The organism is Gordonibacter sp. RACS_AR68, from assembly GCF_030418485.1.
Taxonomy (GTDB): Bacteria; Actinomycetota; Coriobacteriia; order Coriobacteriales; family Eggerthellaceae; genus Gordonibacter; species Gordonibacter urolithinfaciens.
On sequence record NZ_JAIPUP010000002.1, the window covers coordinates 135,906 to 152,691 of the forward strand.

Genomic DNA, 16,786 nt, shown 5'->3' on the forward strand with positions numbered 1-16,786 from the left:
CCCGCCCGGCGCGAAGGCGTCCGGGCGGGCTATCCTGCGCTTTCATAGGCGGCGAGCTCGGCGAGGAACGCCTCGCCGTAGCGGGCGAGCTTCGTGGCGCCCACGCCGGAGACGTCCAGGAACCCGTCCTCGGTGGCGGGGCGCTTCGCGCACATGTCCCGCAGGGTGGCGTCCGAGAACACGATGTAGGGCGGCACTCCGGCCTCGTCCGCCAGGCGCTTGCGCAGCGTGCGCAGGCGCTCGAACAGCTCCGGGTCGGCCTCGCCCGACGCGACCGCCGTGCCCGAGGCGCCGAACGCGCGGCCGGCGCCCGCTTCGGCGCCCCGCACGCGTTCGGCCTTGCGCACGACCTTCTTCATGGAGAGGGAGAACCCGTCCTCCGCCGCCTCGCGGGCACGCGGGCCAAGTCCCACCGTAGGGTAGGTGCCTTCGGTAATCGCAAGGTAGCCGCCGGCGGCCAAAAGCTCGATAACCTCCTTGACCTGGGCGGCGGAGGCGTCCACCGCATCGTAGCTGGCCGCCTCGTCCAGGTGCATATCGAGCACCTTCGCGCTCTTCGAGCCGCGCAGCACGTCCACCACGAGCCCCTTGCCGAAACGCCCGCGCAGCTCCTGCACGCAGCGCATGACGGCGCGCGCCAGGTCGGTCACGTCCACGGCGTCGAACGTTCCCTCGCAATTGGAGCAGTTGTTGCACCCGGCGACGGGCGCGGAAGCGCCGCCGGTCGGCGCGGTGCCGTCGGTCGGCGCGGCCTCGCCGAACGCGATGTACGCCTCGCGCACGCTGGGGGCTTGGCCGGGTGCCGCAGGGGCGGCGTCTTCGCCGAAGTAGTTCAGGATGTAGCGGCGCAGGCACCCCGTGGTGTGGCAGTAGCCCACCATGGCCTCCAGCAGGCGGCGGCGCGAGGCGCGCACGGCGTCGGCCTCCTCGGGCGAGAGCTCCTCGTTGCCCGACTCCTGCTCGATGAAGAAACGGCAGGTTGACACGTCGCCGTCGCTCCATAGGAGCATGCACGTGGACGGCTCGCCGTCGCGCCCGGCGCGGCCGGCCTCCTGGTAGTACGCCTCGATGCTGCCGGGCATGTTGTGGTGGATCACGTAGCGCACGTTGGACTTGTCGATGCCCATGCCGAAGGCGTTCGTGGCCACCATGACCGGCGCGTCGTCGGCGATGAACGCGCGCTGGCTCTCGGCGCGCTCCGCCGCCGGCATGCCCGCGTGATAGCGCGCCGCGCGCACGCCTGCGGCGACGAGCGCGGCATGCACCTTGTCGGTGTCCTTGCGGGTGGAGCAGTACACGATCCCCGAGTCGCCCGGATGCGCGAGCGCGTAGCTCCCGATCCAGGCGAGCTTGCGCTTGGGCTCCAAGCGCTCCACGCCGAAGTAGAGGTTCGGGCGGTCGAAGCCCGTGACCACCCCGTAAGGGTCGCGCAGATCCAGAAGGCGCACGATGTCACGCCGCACGCGCTCGGTGGCCGTGGCCGTGAACGCCGCCACGACGGGGCGCGCGGGCAGCTGTTCGATGAAGTCGCCGATGGCCAGGTACGACGGGCGGAAGTCCTGGCCCCACTGCGACACGCAGTGCGCCTCGTCCACGGCGACGAGCGGGATGGCGGCCTTGCGCGCGAACTCGAGGAAGCGCGGGTCGGCCAGCCGCTCCGGCGCCACGTACATGATCTGGTACGCGCCCGCGAGCGCGCGGCGCAGCACGGTGGCCTGCTGGCCGGGCGTGAGCGTGGAGTTGAGGTAGGCGCCGCGCACGCCCGCGTCGAGGAGCGCGCGCACCTGGTCGCCCATGAGCGACACGAGCGGGCTCACCACGAGCGCGAGGCCTTCCATCACGATGCCGGGCACCTGGTAGCACACCGACTTGCCGGCGCCCGTGGGCATGACCGCCAGCGCGTCGCGGCCGGCGAGGATCGCCTCCACCACGCCCTCCTGCCCCGGACGGAACTCCTCGTAGCCGAAATGCTCCCGCAATGCCGCCTTCGCGGCCGCCGCCTCAACCATCGGGCCCTTCCCTCTCTGGGCATTTGCGCCCTCGCTCGTCTCGCCATCATGATACCGCAACGCCCCCGAAAATCGGGCTTGCACCGGACGCTGCGGTGTGTATAATGCAGGGTGTCAGCGGTGCCCGCGGGGTTGTGAGTCCGGGCGGGTGACGCGGGACTAGGTTAGGCGGTCAGAGTGCTAGCTCGGCCGCCTTTTTGATGCTTGTTTCGCCTTGCCCCTCGCTTTCCGTTTTCGCTGCGACCAGTCGTAGGCTGCCAGAAGAAATGACAAGATGGAACAAAGTCCTGCGATCAGGTTGAAACTATCCATGGGGATCCTCCTTATCTCTAAGGCGTCACCCGCTGGAAGCGGACACCGCTGACGCGAGGCATTCTAGCACGTTCCACTCTGGTTTCACATGGTGAAGCGTCTTCGATTATTGCTGTTTGAACAGGTGGTATCTCGTTTAGAATTTGAGCCGGCAATCTGCTTGATCCCTGCAAGGTCCCGACGGTTGCCGCGCAAGATTCGAACGGCATTTCGACGGTTGGCGAGTGGGACCCGACACGGCCCGAGCCGCTTCCCTCCATCACCTACGCATCCGCTACACTGTCCGTAGCGGGGAACAAGGCAATCGCGCGCAAAAAAGTATGCCGGTTTCCCGACATTTCCGCCCCTGCGATCGTGTTGGGGGCAGAAAGGGAGAACCTGCCGAAGAACGACGACATAGCCGCGGTGTTCCGCCGCCATGCGAAGACGGTCTACCGCCTGTGCTACGCCTATCTCGGCAACGCGGCCGATGCGGAGGATGCGGTGCAGACCGTGTTCGCGAAGTTGCTTTGCAAGCCGCGGCGTTTCAACGATGCCGAGCACGAGAAGGCGTGGCTCATCGTGTGCGCCCAGAACCACTGCCGCGACATGCTGAGAAGCGCGGCGCGACGATGCGCAGCCGAGCTGCCGGACGACGTGCCCGACGACCGGACGGCCGCCGATGGCGACGAGACGCTCGAGGCGGTGCTCGCCCTTCCCCCGAAGTACAAGACGTGCGTGTACCTGTACTACTACGAAGGGTACCGCACCGCCGACATCGCGCTCATCACCGGCACGCCCGCCTCGACGGTGCGCAGCCACCTGAGCGAGGCCCGCGCGCTGCTTAAGACCATGTTGGGAGGTGAGCGCCGTGAACGACCGTGACCGCAAGGACTTATTCGCCGTCGACGACCCCTTCGAGGACGAGCAGGCCTTCGCGCCGCCTATCGACCCCAATGCGCCCGATGCGCGCCAGGCGGCGGACCCCTCCTTCTGCGAGTCCGGGCTCGACGCGGCGATCGCACGCGCCTTCGACCGCATGGGCCCGTCCGCCGCAGCCGAGGAGCGCATGCTCGCCGCCCTGCTCGCAACCTGCGGCGAGCATGCGGCCGCAACCGGCCCGAAGGGGCGCGGCCCGGTTGCGCAGACCGGCACGGGGCGCAGCACCCGGCGCCAGCGTGCAAAAAAGATGCTGCTTCCGGCGGCGGCGTGCCTGGTGCTGCTGGCCGGTGTGGGCGCGTTCGCCTATCACGGGCTGGTCGCCGCGCAGCTGAACAGCAGCCTGCAGACAGCGGGCAGCGGAGCCGCCTCGTCGTCAGGGGAGCTTGCCAGCATCTCGGACGGCATGGCTTCCGAGGACCTCGGCTCGCCGTCCGGCGGCGCCAAGGACGGCGCACCCGAGGCGGGCCGAAACGACGGCTCCGCGGGCGCGCCCCCGTCCGACGGCTCTGCGGATGCGCCGTCCTCCGACGGTTCGGCCAACGAGGGCTCCTCCAGCAGCGGCAGCGATGCCGACGCGCGCTACCCGTTCGTCACGCTCGCCTCCGGCCAGGCCCTGCGCATTGCGGTCGACGACGCGGGACACCCGCTCGTCGCCGACCCGGCCCTCGTGGGCGCCGAGATCGAGCAGGCGACCGCCTCCGACGGTACCGGTGGCCATGATGTAGCCTGCACGGTTTTCGCCTCGGCGAGCGACGCGCATCCCTACGCCGTGCGCTATCCGGGCGACGCCGCCTGCTACTGGGCCGACGAAGCCGCGTAGCACGGGATTCCGCACACGGGAACCGCACGCAGCGGACGCAAGCGCGACGGTCCGCGCCACGCCCCTCCGAGCGGTGCGGCCCATCGCGCGGAATCTCCCCGACAAACCGGCATCCTCGATCGTGTTAAGGGCAGCAAGCGAGAGAAGGAATGCCCATGAAAGCCTCTATGCCCGCCCGCGCGAACGAGCACCGCTCCCCCGTCCCGCGCCACCCGCATGCCCGCCTGCTCGCCGCAGGAGCCTTCGCGCTTGCGGCGGTGCTGGCGGCAGGCGCCTGGTGGTGGTGCACGCTCCCGGCCAGCCTCCAGGCGGCGCCAGGCGAAGAGCTCCACGCCGTCGGTGCAGCCCGGGACGGATCCGCATCGGAAGCCCCGGGCGCGGCCGGCATGAACGCGGGAGGCGCATCCGCCGGCTGCTCTCCCGGGCCCGACGGCAACCTGCCTGCGTACCCCTATGCCGGCGAGGGGTACGCACGCGTGGAGGAGACCGGCTTCGTGTCCACGGCCGCACGGCCGCTCTCCACGTTCTCCGCCGATGTGGACACGGCCTCCTATGCCAACCTGCGCCGCATGGTGCGCGACGGGGCGTGGCCCGCCGACATCCCCGCAGGCGCCGTGCGCACCGAGGAGCTGCTGAACTACTTCGATTACCGCTACGCACCGCCCGAGGGCGACGACCTGTTCGGCATCTCTGCCGAGATGGCCGACTGCCCATGGAACCCCGACACGAAGCTCCTGGTCATGGGTTTCGCCACCGCTCCGACCGAGCCTGCTCCCGAGACCGGCTCGAACCTCGTGTTCCTCGTCGACGTGTCCGGCTCCATGGCCGACCCCGACAAGCTTCCGCTTCTGCAGGAGGCGTTCGCCACGCTCGTGCAAGGCTTGGGCGAGAACGACCGCGTGTCCCTGGTCACGTACAGCGGCGAGGAGCGCGTGGTGCTGGAAGGCGCGAGCGGCGCCGACCGGCAGCGCATCCTGCGCGCAGTGGGCAGCCTGCGGGCCGAGGGCTCCACGAACGGCGAGGCCGGCCTGCGCACAGCCTACGACGTGGCCGAGCGGAACTTCGTCGAAGGCGGCGCGAACCGCATCGTCATGGCCTCCGACGGCGACTTGAACGTGGGCATGACCTCGGAGGACGAGCTGCATGACTTCGTGGACGAGCGCCGCGGGCAAGGCGTGTACCTGTCGGTGCTCGGGTTCGGCACGGGCAACTACCAGGACGCCAAGATGGAGGTGCTGGCCGACCACGGCGACGGCTCCTACCACTACATCGACTGCGCCGAAGAGGCCCGGCGCGTGCTGGGCCGCAACCTGCTGGCGAACTTCACCCCGCTGGCCGATGACGTGAAGCTGCAGGTGGAATTCAACCCCGTCCAGGTCAAAGGCTACCGGCTTATCGGCTACGAGAACCGTGCGCTGGCCGACGAGGACTTCCTGGACGATGCGGCGGACGCCGGCGAGGTGGGCGCGGGGCACGCGTTCACCGTGGCCTACGAGGTGGTGCCGGTCGATTCGCCGTTCGAGGTGGCCGTCCCGCAGCTGAAGTACGGCCGCTCGGACGGCGACGCCGCAAGGGCGGGAGACGCCGAGGCGGGCGCGTCGGGCGGCGACGGGGGCGGCGGCCTTGCCATCTGCACCGACGGCAGCGAGTGGCTCACCTGCTCCGTGCGCTACCGCCCCGCCGGCGAGGACGTCACGCAAAGCCAGGCGCGCGTCATCGGGCGCGCCGACCAGACCGACGAGCCGAGCAGCGACTGGCGCCTGGCCGCCGCCGTCGCCGAGTGCGCCATGGTGCTGCGCCAGTCGCCCCACGCGGGCACGGCGACGCTCCAACCGCCCGCGACCTGGTGGATGCCGCCGGCAGCGAGGAGCGCGCCGAGTTCGCCCGCCTGCTGGAAACGCTCGCCCTCCGTTCGCGCGAACCCGCGGCCTCCTCGTACGCAGACGGAGGCCGGCTCAATCGCTAGCAGGCCTTCGGCAGGAACCCGTCGAGCTCGGCGTCCAGCTCGGGGATGCGCTTCACGCGGGGGTGCTCGTCGAGCTTGCCGCGAGCCATCACCATCGACACGTCGCGCAGGGCCTCCAGGTTCTCAAGCGGGTTCGCCTTGGTTACGATGAGGTCGGCGGCCTTGCCCTCCTCGACCGATCCCGTCTCTTCTCCCAGCCCCAGGATGCGCGCGTTGCCGAGCGTGGCCGTGTGCAGCGCCATCTGGCGAGACGCCCCCACGAGGCGCTCGAAGTACACCACCTCGCGCCACATGTCGTAGTGCGTGATGTAGGGGCACGACGAGTCGGTGCCCAGGCCCACGGGGATGCCGGCCGCGAGCGCCTTCTGCGCGGCGCGCACGATGCCCTCGTACACGATGCGGCCGTTCACCTTCTGCACCTCGGTGGACTTCGTCTTCTCGGGTGCCAGCTCCACGAAGGGCAGCGCCGGCGAGACGGTGCAGGTGAGCGACGAGGCGCGGCCGACGCCGTTCTTTTTGAAGAGCGCGATCAGCTCGTCGTCCAGCTCCGCGCCGTGCTCGATGGTGTCCACGCCGGCCTCCAGGCCCACGCGCACGCCCTCGGCGCTCTCGATGTGCGCGGCCGCCGGCATGCCCAGCTTGTGCGCCTCGTCCACGGCGGCGCGCGCCACTTCGGGCGACATGCGCAGCACGCCCGGCTCGCCCTCCACCTCGGCGTCGAACACGCCGCCTGTGATGAACAGCTTCACCAGGTCGCACTTGCGGGCGAAGCACGCGCGCACGATCTCGCGCGCCTCCTCGGGCGTCTTCGCGATGTGGGCGAACAGCCCCGCGCCGTGCCCGCCCGGCACCGTGACGCCCACGCCGGAGGTGAGCAGCCGCGGCCCGGCGCACTTCCCCGCGTCGATGGCGTCGCGCACGTCCACGTCGGCGAAGCCGGGGTCGCCCACGCTGCGCACGGTGGTCACGCCGCTGGCCAGCTGCGCCTGGGCATGGCCGCGGATCATGCGGCGCAGCGCCCACATGCCCACCGGGTTGCCCACCACCTTGTCGATGAGGTCGCCGGCGCCCCCGGCGCTCATGGGCTTGCCCGAGCCGCACAGGTGCACATGTGCGTTGATGAGCCCCGGCATGAGGTACGCGCCACCGAGGTCGATCTCGCGCGCGCCCAGCGGCCCCACGGTGGAGGCGGCCGGCCCCACGCGGTCGATGCGCCCGCCGTCATCTACCACCACCGTCATGTTGGGCTGGGGCTCCATCTGCTCCGTGCCGTCGAGCACCGTCGCATGCGTGAGAACGTACGCCATTTCCATCCCGCCTTCCGCAGCGCCTTTCGCGCTGTTCTCCCGTCGTTCCGCCACGCCCAGTATACGCCCCTAGCCGCAGTCGCGCGTCCTGCGCTCGCCGTCAGCGGGTTGGACCCCATCTCGCGCGACACGTGTCACCGAGAACACGAGGTGGGGCATGCGCACACCGCGATAGTGCTTGACGAGGGAGCCTCGCTGCTTCATGCCGTTGCGGCGAGCAACCGCCAACGAAGCCGCATTCGTGTCGCGGATGATCGAGAACACTTCCTCGGCCCCCAGCACGTCGAACGCGTAATCGCGGCAGACGCGAGCCGCCTCGGTGGCATAGCCATGGTGCCAGAAAGCACGCTCGAAGAGATAGCCCACCTCCATGACCCGCCCGCCGTCGAATTCCTGCCAAGTTAGCCCACACTGGCCGATGAGTTCGCCCGTCCCGCTCAACTCGACCGCCCACAAACCGAAGCCGTCGCTTCTATAGCGCGCCAGCTGGCGGTCGAGCCACTCTCGCACCTCGGTATCCGAGAAGACGCCCTCATAGGCATACATGGCCTCTGCATCCTGCAACGTGCGGCAGAGCGCAGCGAAGTCGCCGGGCGTCATCTCGCGTAGCACAAGGCGCTCGGTTTCGAGGATGACCTTGCCGCCCCGCCCGCCAACGCCCCGCGTCTTGGCGCACGGGCTCCTTGCTGACCGCATCTCGGCCCCTGCGGCCCGAACGGGCGTATCAATAGGTTCGGAAGGCATCAAAACGTCGTCCTCAGGCATCGAACTCGTCCACGAAATGCTTGACGAGAGCGGCACTCGTTGGGGTGCAGCGTTCACCGTCCAGGCGTTCGGCGCACACGGGGATGCCCGAATCCAGGATGGCGGCCGTGGCCGGCGCGGGAATGGGCAGCTCGCCATGGGCGCACGTCACCGTGCCGCTGCCCACCTGCACGGGCGTGGCCGCGATGCGGTCGGGCGCGAGCGCCTCCACGGCCAGGCACACGGCGCACACGTTGCGCACGGCCTCGCCGTTGCCCACCTCGTGGAAGTGCGTCTCGTCCACCGCGCATCCGTGCACCGAGGCCTCGGCCTCGGCAAGGATGCGGTACACGGCCCGCATGTCGTCCTTCACGCGGCTGCTCGCCTGCAGGCCGTCGATCGTGGCCAGCACGTCGGGCAAGTCGTGATGGTGTCGCTCGGGCACGCCCGCCGCCTCCACGGCGGCATCGAGCGCGGCGCGCGCGGCGGCATCGAGCCGCGCGCGCAGGTCGGCGAGCAGAGAGCGGCGCGTGGCGTCATGGGTTAGGTCGAGATGAAGGACGGTCATGGCATTCACTTCGCTTTCAGGTGGTTGATGGACGACGCCTGGTAGCCGGCGCCGAAGCCGTTGTCGATGTTCACCACGGACACGCCGGAGGCGCACGAGTTCAGCATGGCCAGCAGCGCGGCCACGCCGCCGAACGAGGCGCCGTAGCCCACGGACGTGGGCACGGCGATGACCGGGCACGACGCCAGGCCGCCCACCACGGACGCGAGCGCCCCCTCCATGCCGGCCACGGCCACCACCACCTGCGCCGACGCGATGTCGTCCGCATGTGCCAGCAGCCGGTGGATGCCGGCCACGCCCACGTCGTACAGGCGCACGACGACGTTGCCCAGCACTTCGGCCGTGAGCGCGGCCTCCTCGGCCACGGGCAGGTCGCTCGTGCCGGCCGCCGCGATCACGATAGGCCCGTTGCCGTCGGGCTCGGGCAGGCCGCCCACCAGGCCGAGGCGCGGCAGCTCGTGGTAGGCGAACGCTTCGGCCGCCAGCGGTTCGGACGCCTGCAAGAGCGCCCGCAGCTCGTCGGCCGCCTCGGGTGCGAGCCGCGTGACCAGCACGCGCTCCTGCCCCGCCGCGCGCATGCTCGCCACGATGCCCGCCATCTGCGCGGGCGTCTTGCCCGCCCCGTACACGACCTCGGCCACGCCCTGCCGCACGCCGCGCTGGTGGTCCACCTTCGCGTAGCCCAGGTCCGTGAACGGGGCCGTCTTCAGGCGCAGCGCCGCCTCGTCCGGGTCGACCGACCCATCCGCCACCGCCGCCAGCAACGCGCGCATCTCGCGTTCCTCCATCAGAGCGCCCCTTCCTTTTCCATCCCACCGAAAGCTCCTGCCCCGCGGAGGGCGCTCGCAAGGGCGTTCGACGCCTCCTCGTCGACGGGCTCTCCGACCGCAGCTGCGCCTTCAGCGCCTCGACCGCCTTCCGCGCCCTCCACCAGATGGGCGACCACGCCGTCGGCCGAGTACACGGTGTCTAGGTCGACCCCGATGGCCGCGTTGCGCGTCACAAGCCGCGAGACCACCTCGGGCGAGCGCGCCGCCGCTTTGAGCGACGTCGCCGTGATGCGCTCCCCTTCCGGCACGTGCACGGCCAGGCACGAGAAGCTGGGCTTGCCCGCCGTGAACAGCCCGAGCCTCCGCGAGGCCGCCCGCACGTCGTCCTTGCCCAGGCCCGCGCGGCGCAGCGGCGACACCACGTCCAGCTCGGCCAGCGCGCGGAAGCCCGGGCGGCGCGCGGGGTCGTCCGTCGCGTTCGTGCCGTCGGCCAGGGGCGTGCCGGCGAAGCCGTCCTCCTCAAGGCGCTCCAATATCGTGGAGAAGATGAAGCGCTTGCACCGGTAGCAGCGATCGGAAGGATTCGCGCAGATGGCGTCCTCGGCCAGCACGTCGGCATCGATGATGACCAGCTCCAAGCCCAACTCGGAAACCAGGCGCTCGGCGTCGGCTATCTCGCAGGGCAGCTGGAACGCCGTGCGCACGAGGTAGGCGCGCACATCCACGCCGGCGTGGCGCGCCGCTGCCACCAGGTACGACGAGTCGCACCCGCCCGAGAACGCCACGGCCAGCCGCGGCGTGCGCGCGAAAAAGTCGTCGAGCGCCTCCGCACCTGCCTTTTGGCCGGGCCCGACGAGCGGGGCCTCATCCTGTTCGAACATCGATGCATTCCTTCCCAAACGTTTCCCCCACCATACAACTTGGAGCACGCTCCAAGTCAAGCAGGATATCGGTCCCACATGGCGCCGCGGCAAGACGCACGGTAACGCCATCCGCCCCATCGTGCCAAAAACGAGGCGGTTTGGCAATCGCACCAACATGCGGCGGGGAAGGTGATCGCCGACGACCTGGTATTTCATCCGTACAGCCCGTTTTCCGAACGCAAAAACGCGACCCAAGATTGCCAAACCGCCTCGTTTTTGACAGCAGAGGCCGATTTTCACGACAGCCTCCTCCGGCTGGCTGCGACCGACGCCCACCCTTTTCCAGCCGGCCGCGGCCAGTGCCAGGCCTTCGACAGACGCATCCGACGCCCGCCCCCCTTCCGGTCGGCTATGGCAGGCGCCCGTCCTCTCCCGCCGACCGCGGTCGGCCATCCCCCCCTCAAACCAGTGCCGCGCGGCACCCCACCACAGCCAGACGCATTCGACGCCCTCTGCGGCTGGCCAGGGCCAGTGCCCGACCTCCCCGACGGCGCGGGAAGCCAACCGGCTCGACGCGCCTCACCTCTTCTCGAACAGCCCCGCCGCCCTCGCAAGCTCGCGCACGATGCCTATGCGCTGGGGGCACACGCCCTCGCACACGCCGCACGCGATGCACGAGGACGCCGGGCCCGCCGAGGCGTTCCAATCGTAGTTCTCCTGCGCGCGATGCTCGTCGCCGTACAGCGCCAAGATGTTGAGCGACGCGAGCGCGGCGGGGACGCGCACGCCCTGCGGGCACGACTTCAGGCAGTAGCGGCAGTCGGTGCACGGCACCGTGGGAATGCCGTCCAGGATGGCGCGCACGTGGTCGAGCGCCGCGCGCTCCTCGGCGCCGACGGGGCGGAAGGCGCGCATGGTGCGCACGTTCTCCTCCACTTGCCCGGGCGTGGACATGCCCGAGAGCACGGTGAGCACGCCGGGCAGCGACGCGGCGAAGCGCAGCGCCCAGGCGGCGAGCGGCTCGTCGGGCGCGGCGTTGCGCAGCACGGCGGCTGCATTGTCGGGCAGCTTCACCAGCGATCCGCCCTTCACCGGCTCCATCACCACGACGGGAAGGTTGCGGGCGCGCGCCGCCTCGTAGCACTTGCGCGACTCCACGGTCTCGCTCTCCCAGTCCGCGTAGTTCACCTGCAGCTGCACGAAATCGACCTCGGGATGCGCGTCGAGCACCGCCTCCAGGGCGTCGGCCTTGTCGTGGATGGAGAAGCCCAGGTTGCGGACGAGCCCTTCGCCCTTCTTCTCGGCCAGGTAGTCCCACAGCCCCCAGTCGTCGAACAGGTGCGTGCGGTCCTCCCCCAGGTTGTGCAGCAGGAAGAAATCGAAGTATCCCGCACCCGTCTGCTCGAGCGACGTGTCGAACATCGCGCGCGCGGAAGATGCATCCTCCGCCATCCATGCCGGCAGCTTCGTGGCCACCTGGAACGACTCGCGCGGGTAGCGGTCGACCACCGCGGCCTTGAGCGCCGCCTCCGAGCGGCCGCCATGGTAGCCGCGCGCCGTGTCGAAGTACGTGAAGCCCCCGTCCATGAACGTGTCCACCATGCCGGCCAGCGTGTCGAGGTCGATCTCCTTGGAGCCGCCCGCGCCTTCCACCTCCGGCAGCCTCATGAACCCGAAGCCCAGCTTCGGCAGGTCGGTATAGGTGCAGGCCATGATTCTACTCTCCCTCTCGCATCGCCGCGGCGGTACGGCCCGCCGCGGCCGACTCTCATAGGGCATCTACTGTAGAGCATTGCCCGCATCGCATGACCAACGTCGGCACCCTTTTCGCCGATAATACAGAAAGGGCGCCGACCAGCAGCCAGGCCGATCGCGCTGGCAGCGAAAGCGCCTATCCGAAATCCGCATACGCCTATACACCCAAGGCCCTCGCCCGATATGCTATGATCGTGGGAAATTTATGGGGCATATTGGATGATACCGCAGGTCATCCTTCAAAAACAAAATCGCGTCCTAGGGGGAGGTCGTGCGACCTGGCATCGGTATCCAAAGGGGAAGGTGCGCCTAATGCCTGGCGAGAGCATGAGCAAGTGGTCGGAAAGGGCGACATCGTACAGCAACATCGCATACATCGAGATGCCGCTCGTCATCGGCCTTGCCGTGCATATCTGCTGGACGTGCCTCATGTTCACGGAGACCATGGATCGGATCCACGGGCCTTTGGTGCAGCCGCGCCTTGCCTACGGCGTGTTCGGCGCCGTGTTCCTCCTCGCCTTCTTCGCAGGCGGCTTCATCGCAGGGTTTGACCGCGAGCACATCACGAAGTTCATCCGCCGCAAGTGGGCCCATTTTCTAGTGTCCGTCTGCGGAGTTGTCGGATGCTTGCTGTTCGCGCTCGTGCCCTCGGCCGCACTGCCGCTGTCTGCCGCCTACGCGGTCGCAGCGGCCCTGCTGGCCGGAGCCTCGTGCGCCTTCGCAACCGTGCTTTGGGGAGAGGCGGCTCGCCGGCGCCAGTTCGACCGACTTGCCATCATCACTGTGCTCGCCTTCATCCTGGCGTTCTTCGCCGCCCTCCTTGCGGAGAACGGGTTGGGGGAAACCGCCCTGGACGTCATTTTGTGCCTGAGCCCCTTCGCCTCGCTCGTGCTGGTGTACAAGGCACAGCACGACAACGTGAGCTACCTGAAACCCCAGGAGTTCCTCATCCTGCCAGACGGCACCAAGCAGGTGAAGGAGGGCGCTCTGTGGATCGAGACGTTCCACGACCTGCATATCAGCAAGGGCCGTTTCGCCCTTACGCTGGGCAAAAGCGCCCTGCCGTTCGGTTTGGTGTTCGGCAGCCTGGCCTTCGAGAACTACCGCTACCTCTCATCCGACACCGCGTTGCAGGGGTCGTTCTGGACGGTGCTGTTCCCGCTGGGCGCCGTGTTCCTGTTCACCGTACTGTTCTTCCGGACGTTCCAATCGGCTGCGCATCCCAGCACCTCGCGGAAGCTGTTTTTGTTCTTCTTCGTTTTCTTGCTGTTCACCTGCGGCGACAGCTACCTTGGCGGCAGCAGCTTCAGGAACCCGTCGTGCGTCGCCCTGCTCGCCGTGCTGGGAACCATGCTCTGGTTCTACCCGGCCGAGCTCACGCACCGCTACCGCATCTCGGCCATGCTGACGTTCGGTTACTTCTCGGGCTTCCTTGCCCTCGGGGTCCTGGTGGCATCGCTCGGCTTTTTCGCTTTGCCGCTCCAGCCCTCTGACGGTTTGGCCCCCACCCTCGGGCGCATGGCCGTGTTCCTGATCGGATTCGCGTTCCTCGTAGGCGACGAGAAGATGCGCAGCATCGCCATCACCGAGGCCAACGAGCCCGCAGAAGAAAGCCATGCGGCCGAGAGCAGGCCACGCGGCACCTTCACGCAGCGCTGCCAAGCAGTGGCCGACACATTCTTGCTTTCGCGACGCGAGCTGGAGATACTCATTGCGCTGGCAAAGGGGCGAAACGCCTCCTACATACAACGGGAGCTGACCATATCCGAGGGCACCGTGCGCACCCATATGCGAAACATCTACCGCAAGCTGGACGTGCACAACCAGCAGGAGCTCATCGATCTGGTGGATGACATGCCAATCCAACGCAGCTGAAGCCCTTGATGCCACCGCCCGCCCGCTTCACGGAAGCGGGCGGGCGGCAGGTGAAACGACGGACGCTCCGCGGTACGCGGCGTCAATACCCAAGGGCGGTGATGATGGGCAGGATGACGAACGCGTGCATGACCATGAGCGCGATGGTGGGCAGGATGCCCGACTTGAAGTAGTCGATAAGCGTCCAGTAGTTGTACTTGAACACGATCATGCTCGCGCTCTCCAAGCCGTTCATGAGCGACGTGCTCGCGCTGATGGCCACCACGATGGTGAAGAACACCGGGCTGATGCCAAACGAGTCTCCCAGCAGGCACAACGGCACGAGCGTCGTCCCGATGAGCGCGGGCCCCACGGGAATGAACAGGCGTATCAGCGGGATGATCACCGCCGTGGCACCCGTGAGGAAGGCCGCTCCCAGGGCGAACTTGCCGATGGAGGCATTGAGGAACCAGCTTGCAGCCCCCTGCTCCTTGATGCCGCCGGCGAGCGCCTGCACCGAGCCGATGAGCAGCAGCACGTTCCATGACACGCTCTTCATGTACTCGTCCCACGAGAGCACGTCGATGCCGGGAAGGAAGAACAGCACGAGCGCGAACAGCGCGATGCCGGTGAGGTCCCACCCCGTCCAGTTGCTCGCTATCCACAGGGCGAACGTCACCGCCAGTATGACGAGCACCTTCCAGTCAAGGGCGTTGAGCTTCTCTTTTTTCGTTGCCGTCTCGGTGATGAGGTCGATGGTCTTTTGCGAGATGGGCTCGGGCTTGTGCACGGCCACCACCGAGATCCACGCCACGAACAGCAGCACCACGGCTACCGGCAGGCAGATGACCATCCAGTCCAGAAACGATATCTCGATGCCCATGCTCGACTTCAGCATGCCCATGGCCATGATGTTCATGGAACTGCCCGACGGCAGCACCTCGCCGCCGATGCAGGCGGCATACGGTATGCAGATCATGAGAGAGCGCCCAAGCCGCGACTTGCCCGGCTCGGCATTCTCCAACTCCAGGATGCTGCTGGTGGCTATGCCCGCGAAAAGCGCGCTGCACGGAAGGTCCGACACGAACATGGACACGAACGCCGTCGCCACCATGAACGCCAGGATGACGCCCTTCGCGCTCCCCCGCGAGAGCTTCAAGAGGAAGAACACGATGCGGGTGGGTATCTTCGTCTTCAAGAGCGCCGCCGACAGCCCGAACGACGCCAGGACGAAGAAGATGACGCTGCTTATGAAGGCCACCCACACGGTGGGGCCCTCGGCGGCCGAGAACGGCAGTATGCCGAACACCGGCAGCGATATCATGATGGCGAAGCCCGTGACGGCGAACGGAACCGGCTCGGCCACCCACAGGATGATGCCGGCCACGAGCAGGGCCAGGCTCATCTTCCCGGCGCTCGAGAGCCCCTCGGGAAGCGGAAGCGCCAACGCTATCAACACGATGGCGACCGACACGGCCACGCACAAAGCACGGATTCCAACCGGCTTGTCTTTCAACATGGATTCCCCTCACACCCCTCTCATGATCGCTTCCCGCCCGGTGCCGGGGACGCAGGGCACCCCCGACGCGCGGCGGACCGAGCCTATTTCAGCGTCTTGCGGGTGATGATAAGCGTGAGAATCACCACGACGAGAATAGCCGGGATGGTGAGCAGATGCGAACCCAAAGACCAGCCGAAGGGAACGATGAAGTAGCCGAGCGCCATGCCGCCCAGGATGTTGCCGGCATTGCGGAACACGTTCATCAGGCCCATGCCCATGGCGTTGAGGCTGGGGTTCTTCAGGATATCGGGAATGGCCACCTGCACCATGGCGGGTATCCACCCCTGGCAGAAGCCGTTGACGATGGCCAGGACGTACACGAGCGTCAGGTCGACGGTGCTGAACGCGAACCACAGGAACACGAGCACCACGGCCCAAGCGGCCATCATGATCCACTTGCGCGTGCCCAGCTTATCGGAGAGCCATCCGCCGAACGGGATGCCCACCGCGCCGAGCACCGTGCACAGGCTCACGGCGAAGGCGGCCGTGGGAGCGGGGATGGCGGCCACCTCGCGCAGGTACAGCGACCAGTAAGAGCTCGTGGTGCCCGTGGTGGTGAGGGCGAACACCATGAAGCTGATGCAGAGGATCCACAGCGACGGGTTCTTGAGCGCCAGGGTCTTCTTCACCGGCGGCGCATCGGGCCGCTCGACCTGCGCGTTGGATACGAGGTCGGCCGGCGGCTCCTTGAACAGCACCACGAGCACGACGAGCGCCACCACGCAGTAGGCGCAGGCGAACCACCACACCGAGCGCCACCCCATGGACGCCGTGAGCGCCGGCGCCAGGTTCATCATGATGAGCGTGCCGAACGGCATCCAGGTTTGGAACACCGCCACCGCCACGCCTTGACGACTCAACGGGAACCACAGGCTGATGGCCGTGGGGCCGGCCACGCCGATGAAGCCCATGCCCGCGCCCTCGATGATACGGGAGACGAGCAGCACCTCGAAGCTCGGCGCGAGCGCGCCCATGACCGTGCCCACGAGCAGCGTGCCGAGCGAGATAAGGAACGATTTCTTCAGGCCGAGACGATACACGATCCCCGTCGCCGGCAGGGCCAGGATAAGGCCCATGATCGAGAACACCGACATGATCCAGCCATACGACGAGGTGGCTATCCCCAGCGACTGGATGAGCTCGACCGAGATCGTCGTTGGCTTGAACATGTTGAGCGGCGCCGCGATGGCCGCGATCCAGATCGCGAACAGCACGCCCCAGGCGCCTTTCGGAACCGGCTCTTTCGCCGGCTTTGCTTGAGCGTTGATAGTCGCTTCCATAGTAAAACCCCCTAGTTTGCGTTTCCGATAACGTTGAAGACGCAGTGGCACGATCG

Annotated in this window: 13 protein-coding genes and 1 pseudogene; 4 read left to right on the forward strand and 10 right to left on the reverse strand. The window is 68.0% G+C overall.

Going from position 1 to position 16,786, the window contains the following annotated elements:
- Positions 1 to 29: 29 nt before the first annotated feature.
- Together K9U15_RS05335 and K9U15_RS05340 are read right to left on the reverse strand one after the other, a co-directional pair.
- Positions 30 to 2,009: a RecQ family ATP-dependent DNA helicase gene (locus tag K9U15_RS05335; RefSeq protein WP_123673643.1), complete on the reverse strand. Its 1,980-nt coding sequence runs from the start codon at positions 2,007 to 2,009 to the stop codon at positions 30 to 32.
- 180 nt (positions 2,010 to 2,189) lie between these two features.
- Complete coding sequence (locus K9U15_RS05340; RefSeq protein ID WP_269456915.1) at positions 2,190 to 2,321, reverse strand: hypothetical protein; 132 nt, start codon at positions 2,319 to 2,321, stop codon at positions 2,190 to 2,192.
- Between the two features lie 357 nt (positions 2,322 to 2,678).
- Here K9U15_RS05340 and K9U15_RS05345 point away from each other — a divergent pair, with 357 nt between their 5' ends.
- The 3 genes and pseudogenes from K9U15_RS05345 to K9U15_RS05355 all read left to right on the forward strand — a co-directional run.
- Positions 2,679 to 3,185, forward strand: a complete 507-nt coding sequence (locus K9U15_RS05345) for an RNA polymerase sigma factor (RefSeq protein ID WP_231897391.1) — start codon at positions 2,679 to 2,681, stop codon at positions 3,183 to 3,185.
- Positions 3,172 to 4,062, forward strand: coding sequence for a hypothetical protein (locus K9U15_RS05350; RefSeq protein WP_096228118.1), 891 nt, complete (start codon positions 3,172 to 3,174; stop codon positions 4,060 to 4,062). The genes K9U15_RS05345 and K9U15_RS05350 overlap by 14 nt, the downstream gene beginning before the upstream one ends.
- Before the next feature lie 386 nt (positions 4,063 to 4,448).
- Positions 4,449 to 5,834 (forward strand): annotated as a pseudogene (locus K9U15_RS05355) (von Willebrand factor type A domain-containing protein); the annotation flags it as partial.
- 190 nt (positions 5,835 to 6,024) lie between these two features.
- On the opposite strand, the gene K9U15_RS05360 reads toward K9U15_RS05355, so the two are convergent.
- The 6 genes from K9U15_RS05360 to K9U15_RS05385 form a co-directional block, all read right to left on the reverse strand.
- Positions 6,025 to 7,335, reverse strand: coding sequence for an amidohydrolase family protein (locus tag K9U15_RS05360; RefSeq protein ID WP_241557692.1), 1,311 nt, complete (start codon positions 7,333 to 7,335; stop codon positions 6,025 to 6,027).
- 69 nt (positions 7,336 to 7,404) lie between these two features.
- Positions 7,405 to 8,100: a GNAT family N-acetyltransferase gene (locus tag K9U15_RS05365; RefSeq protein WP_241557693.1), complete on the reverse strand. Its 696-nt coding sequence runs from the start codon at positions 8,098 to 8,100 to the stop codon at positions 7,405 to 7,407.
- Positions 8,093 to 8,647: a nickel insertion protein gene (larC, locus tag K9U15_RS05370; protein WP_096228116.1), complete on the reverse strand. Its 555-nt coding sequence runs from the start codon at positions 8,645 to 8,647 to the stop codon at positions 8,093 to 8,095. Before larC ends, K9U15_RS05365 begins: the two co-directional genes overlap by 8 nt.
- 5 nt (positions 8,648 to 8,652) lie before the next feature.
- Complete coding sequence (larB, locus tag K9U15_RS05375) at positions 8,653 to 9,435, reverse strand: nickel pincer cofactor biosynthesis protein LarB (protein WP_096228115.1); 783 nt, start codon at positions 9,433 to 9,435, stop codon at positions 8,653 to 8,655.
- Positions 9,435 to 10,298, reverse strand: a complete 864-nt coding sequence (locus K9U15_RS05380; protein WP_241557694.1) for an ExsB family transcriptional regulator — start codon at positions 10,296 to 10,298, stop codon at positions 9,435 to 9,437. The genes larB and K9U15_RS05380 overlap by 1 nt, the downstream gene beginning before the upstream one ends.
- Before the next feature lie 561 nt (positions 10,299 to 10,859).
- A complete protein-coding gene (locus K9U15_RS05385) occupies positions 10,860 to 11,993 on the reverse strand; it encodes an aldo/keto reductase (protein WP_301155720.1) in 1,134 nt (377 codons plus the stop codon).
- 354 nt (positions 11,994 to 12,347) lie between these two features.
- Here K9U15_RS05385 and K9U15_RS05390 point away from each other — a divergent pair, with 354 nt between their 5' ends.
- A complete protein-coding gene (locus K9U15_RS05390; RefSeq protein WP_301155721.1) occupies positions 12,348 to 13,910 on the forward strand; it encodes a helix-turn-helix transcriptional regulator in 1,563 nt (520 codons plus the stop codon).
- Between the two features lie 82 nt (positions 13,911 to 13,992).
- On the opposite strand, the gene K9U15_RS05395 is transcribed toward K9U15_RS05390, so the two are convergent.
- Positions 13,993 to 15,408, reverse strand: coding sequence for an SLC13 family permease (locus K9U15_RS05395; RefSeq protein ID WP_301155722.1), 1,416 nt, complete (start codon positions 15,406 to 15,408; stop codon positions 13,993 to 13,995).
- 83 nt (positions 15,409 to 15,491) lie between these two features.
- Complete coding sequence (locus tag K9U15_RS05400; RefSeq protein ID WP_301155723.1) at positions 15,492 to 16,730, reverse strand: nitrate/nitrite transporter; 1,239 nt, start codon at positions 16,728 to 16,730, stop codon at positions 15,492 to 15,494.
- Positions 16,731 to 16,786: the final 56 nt, after the last annotated feature.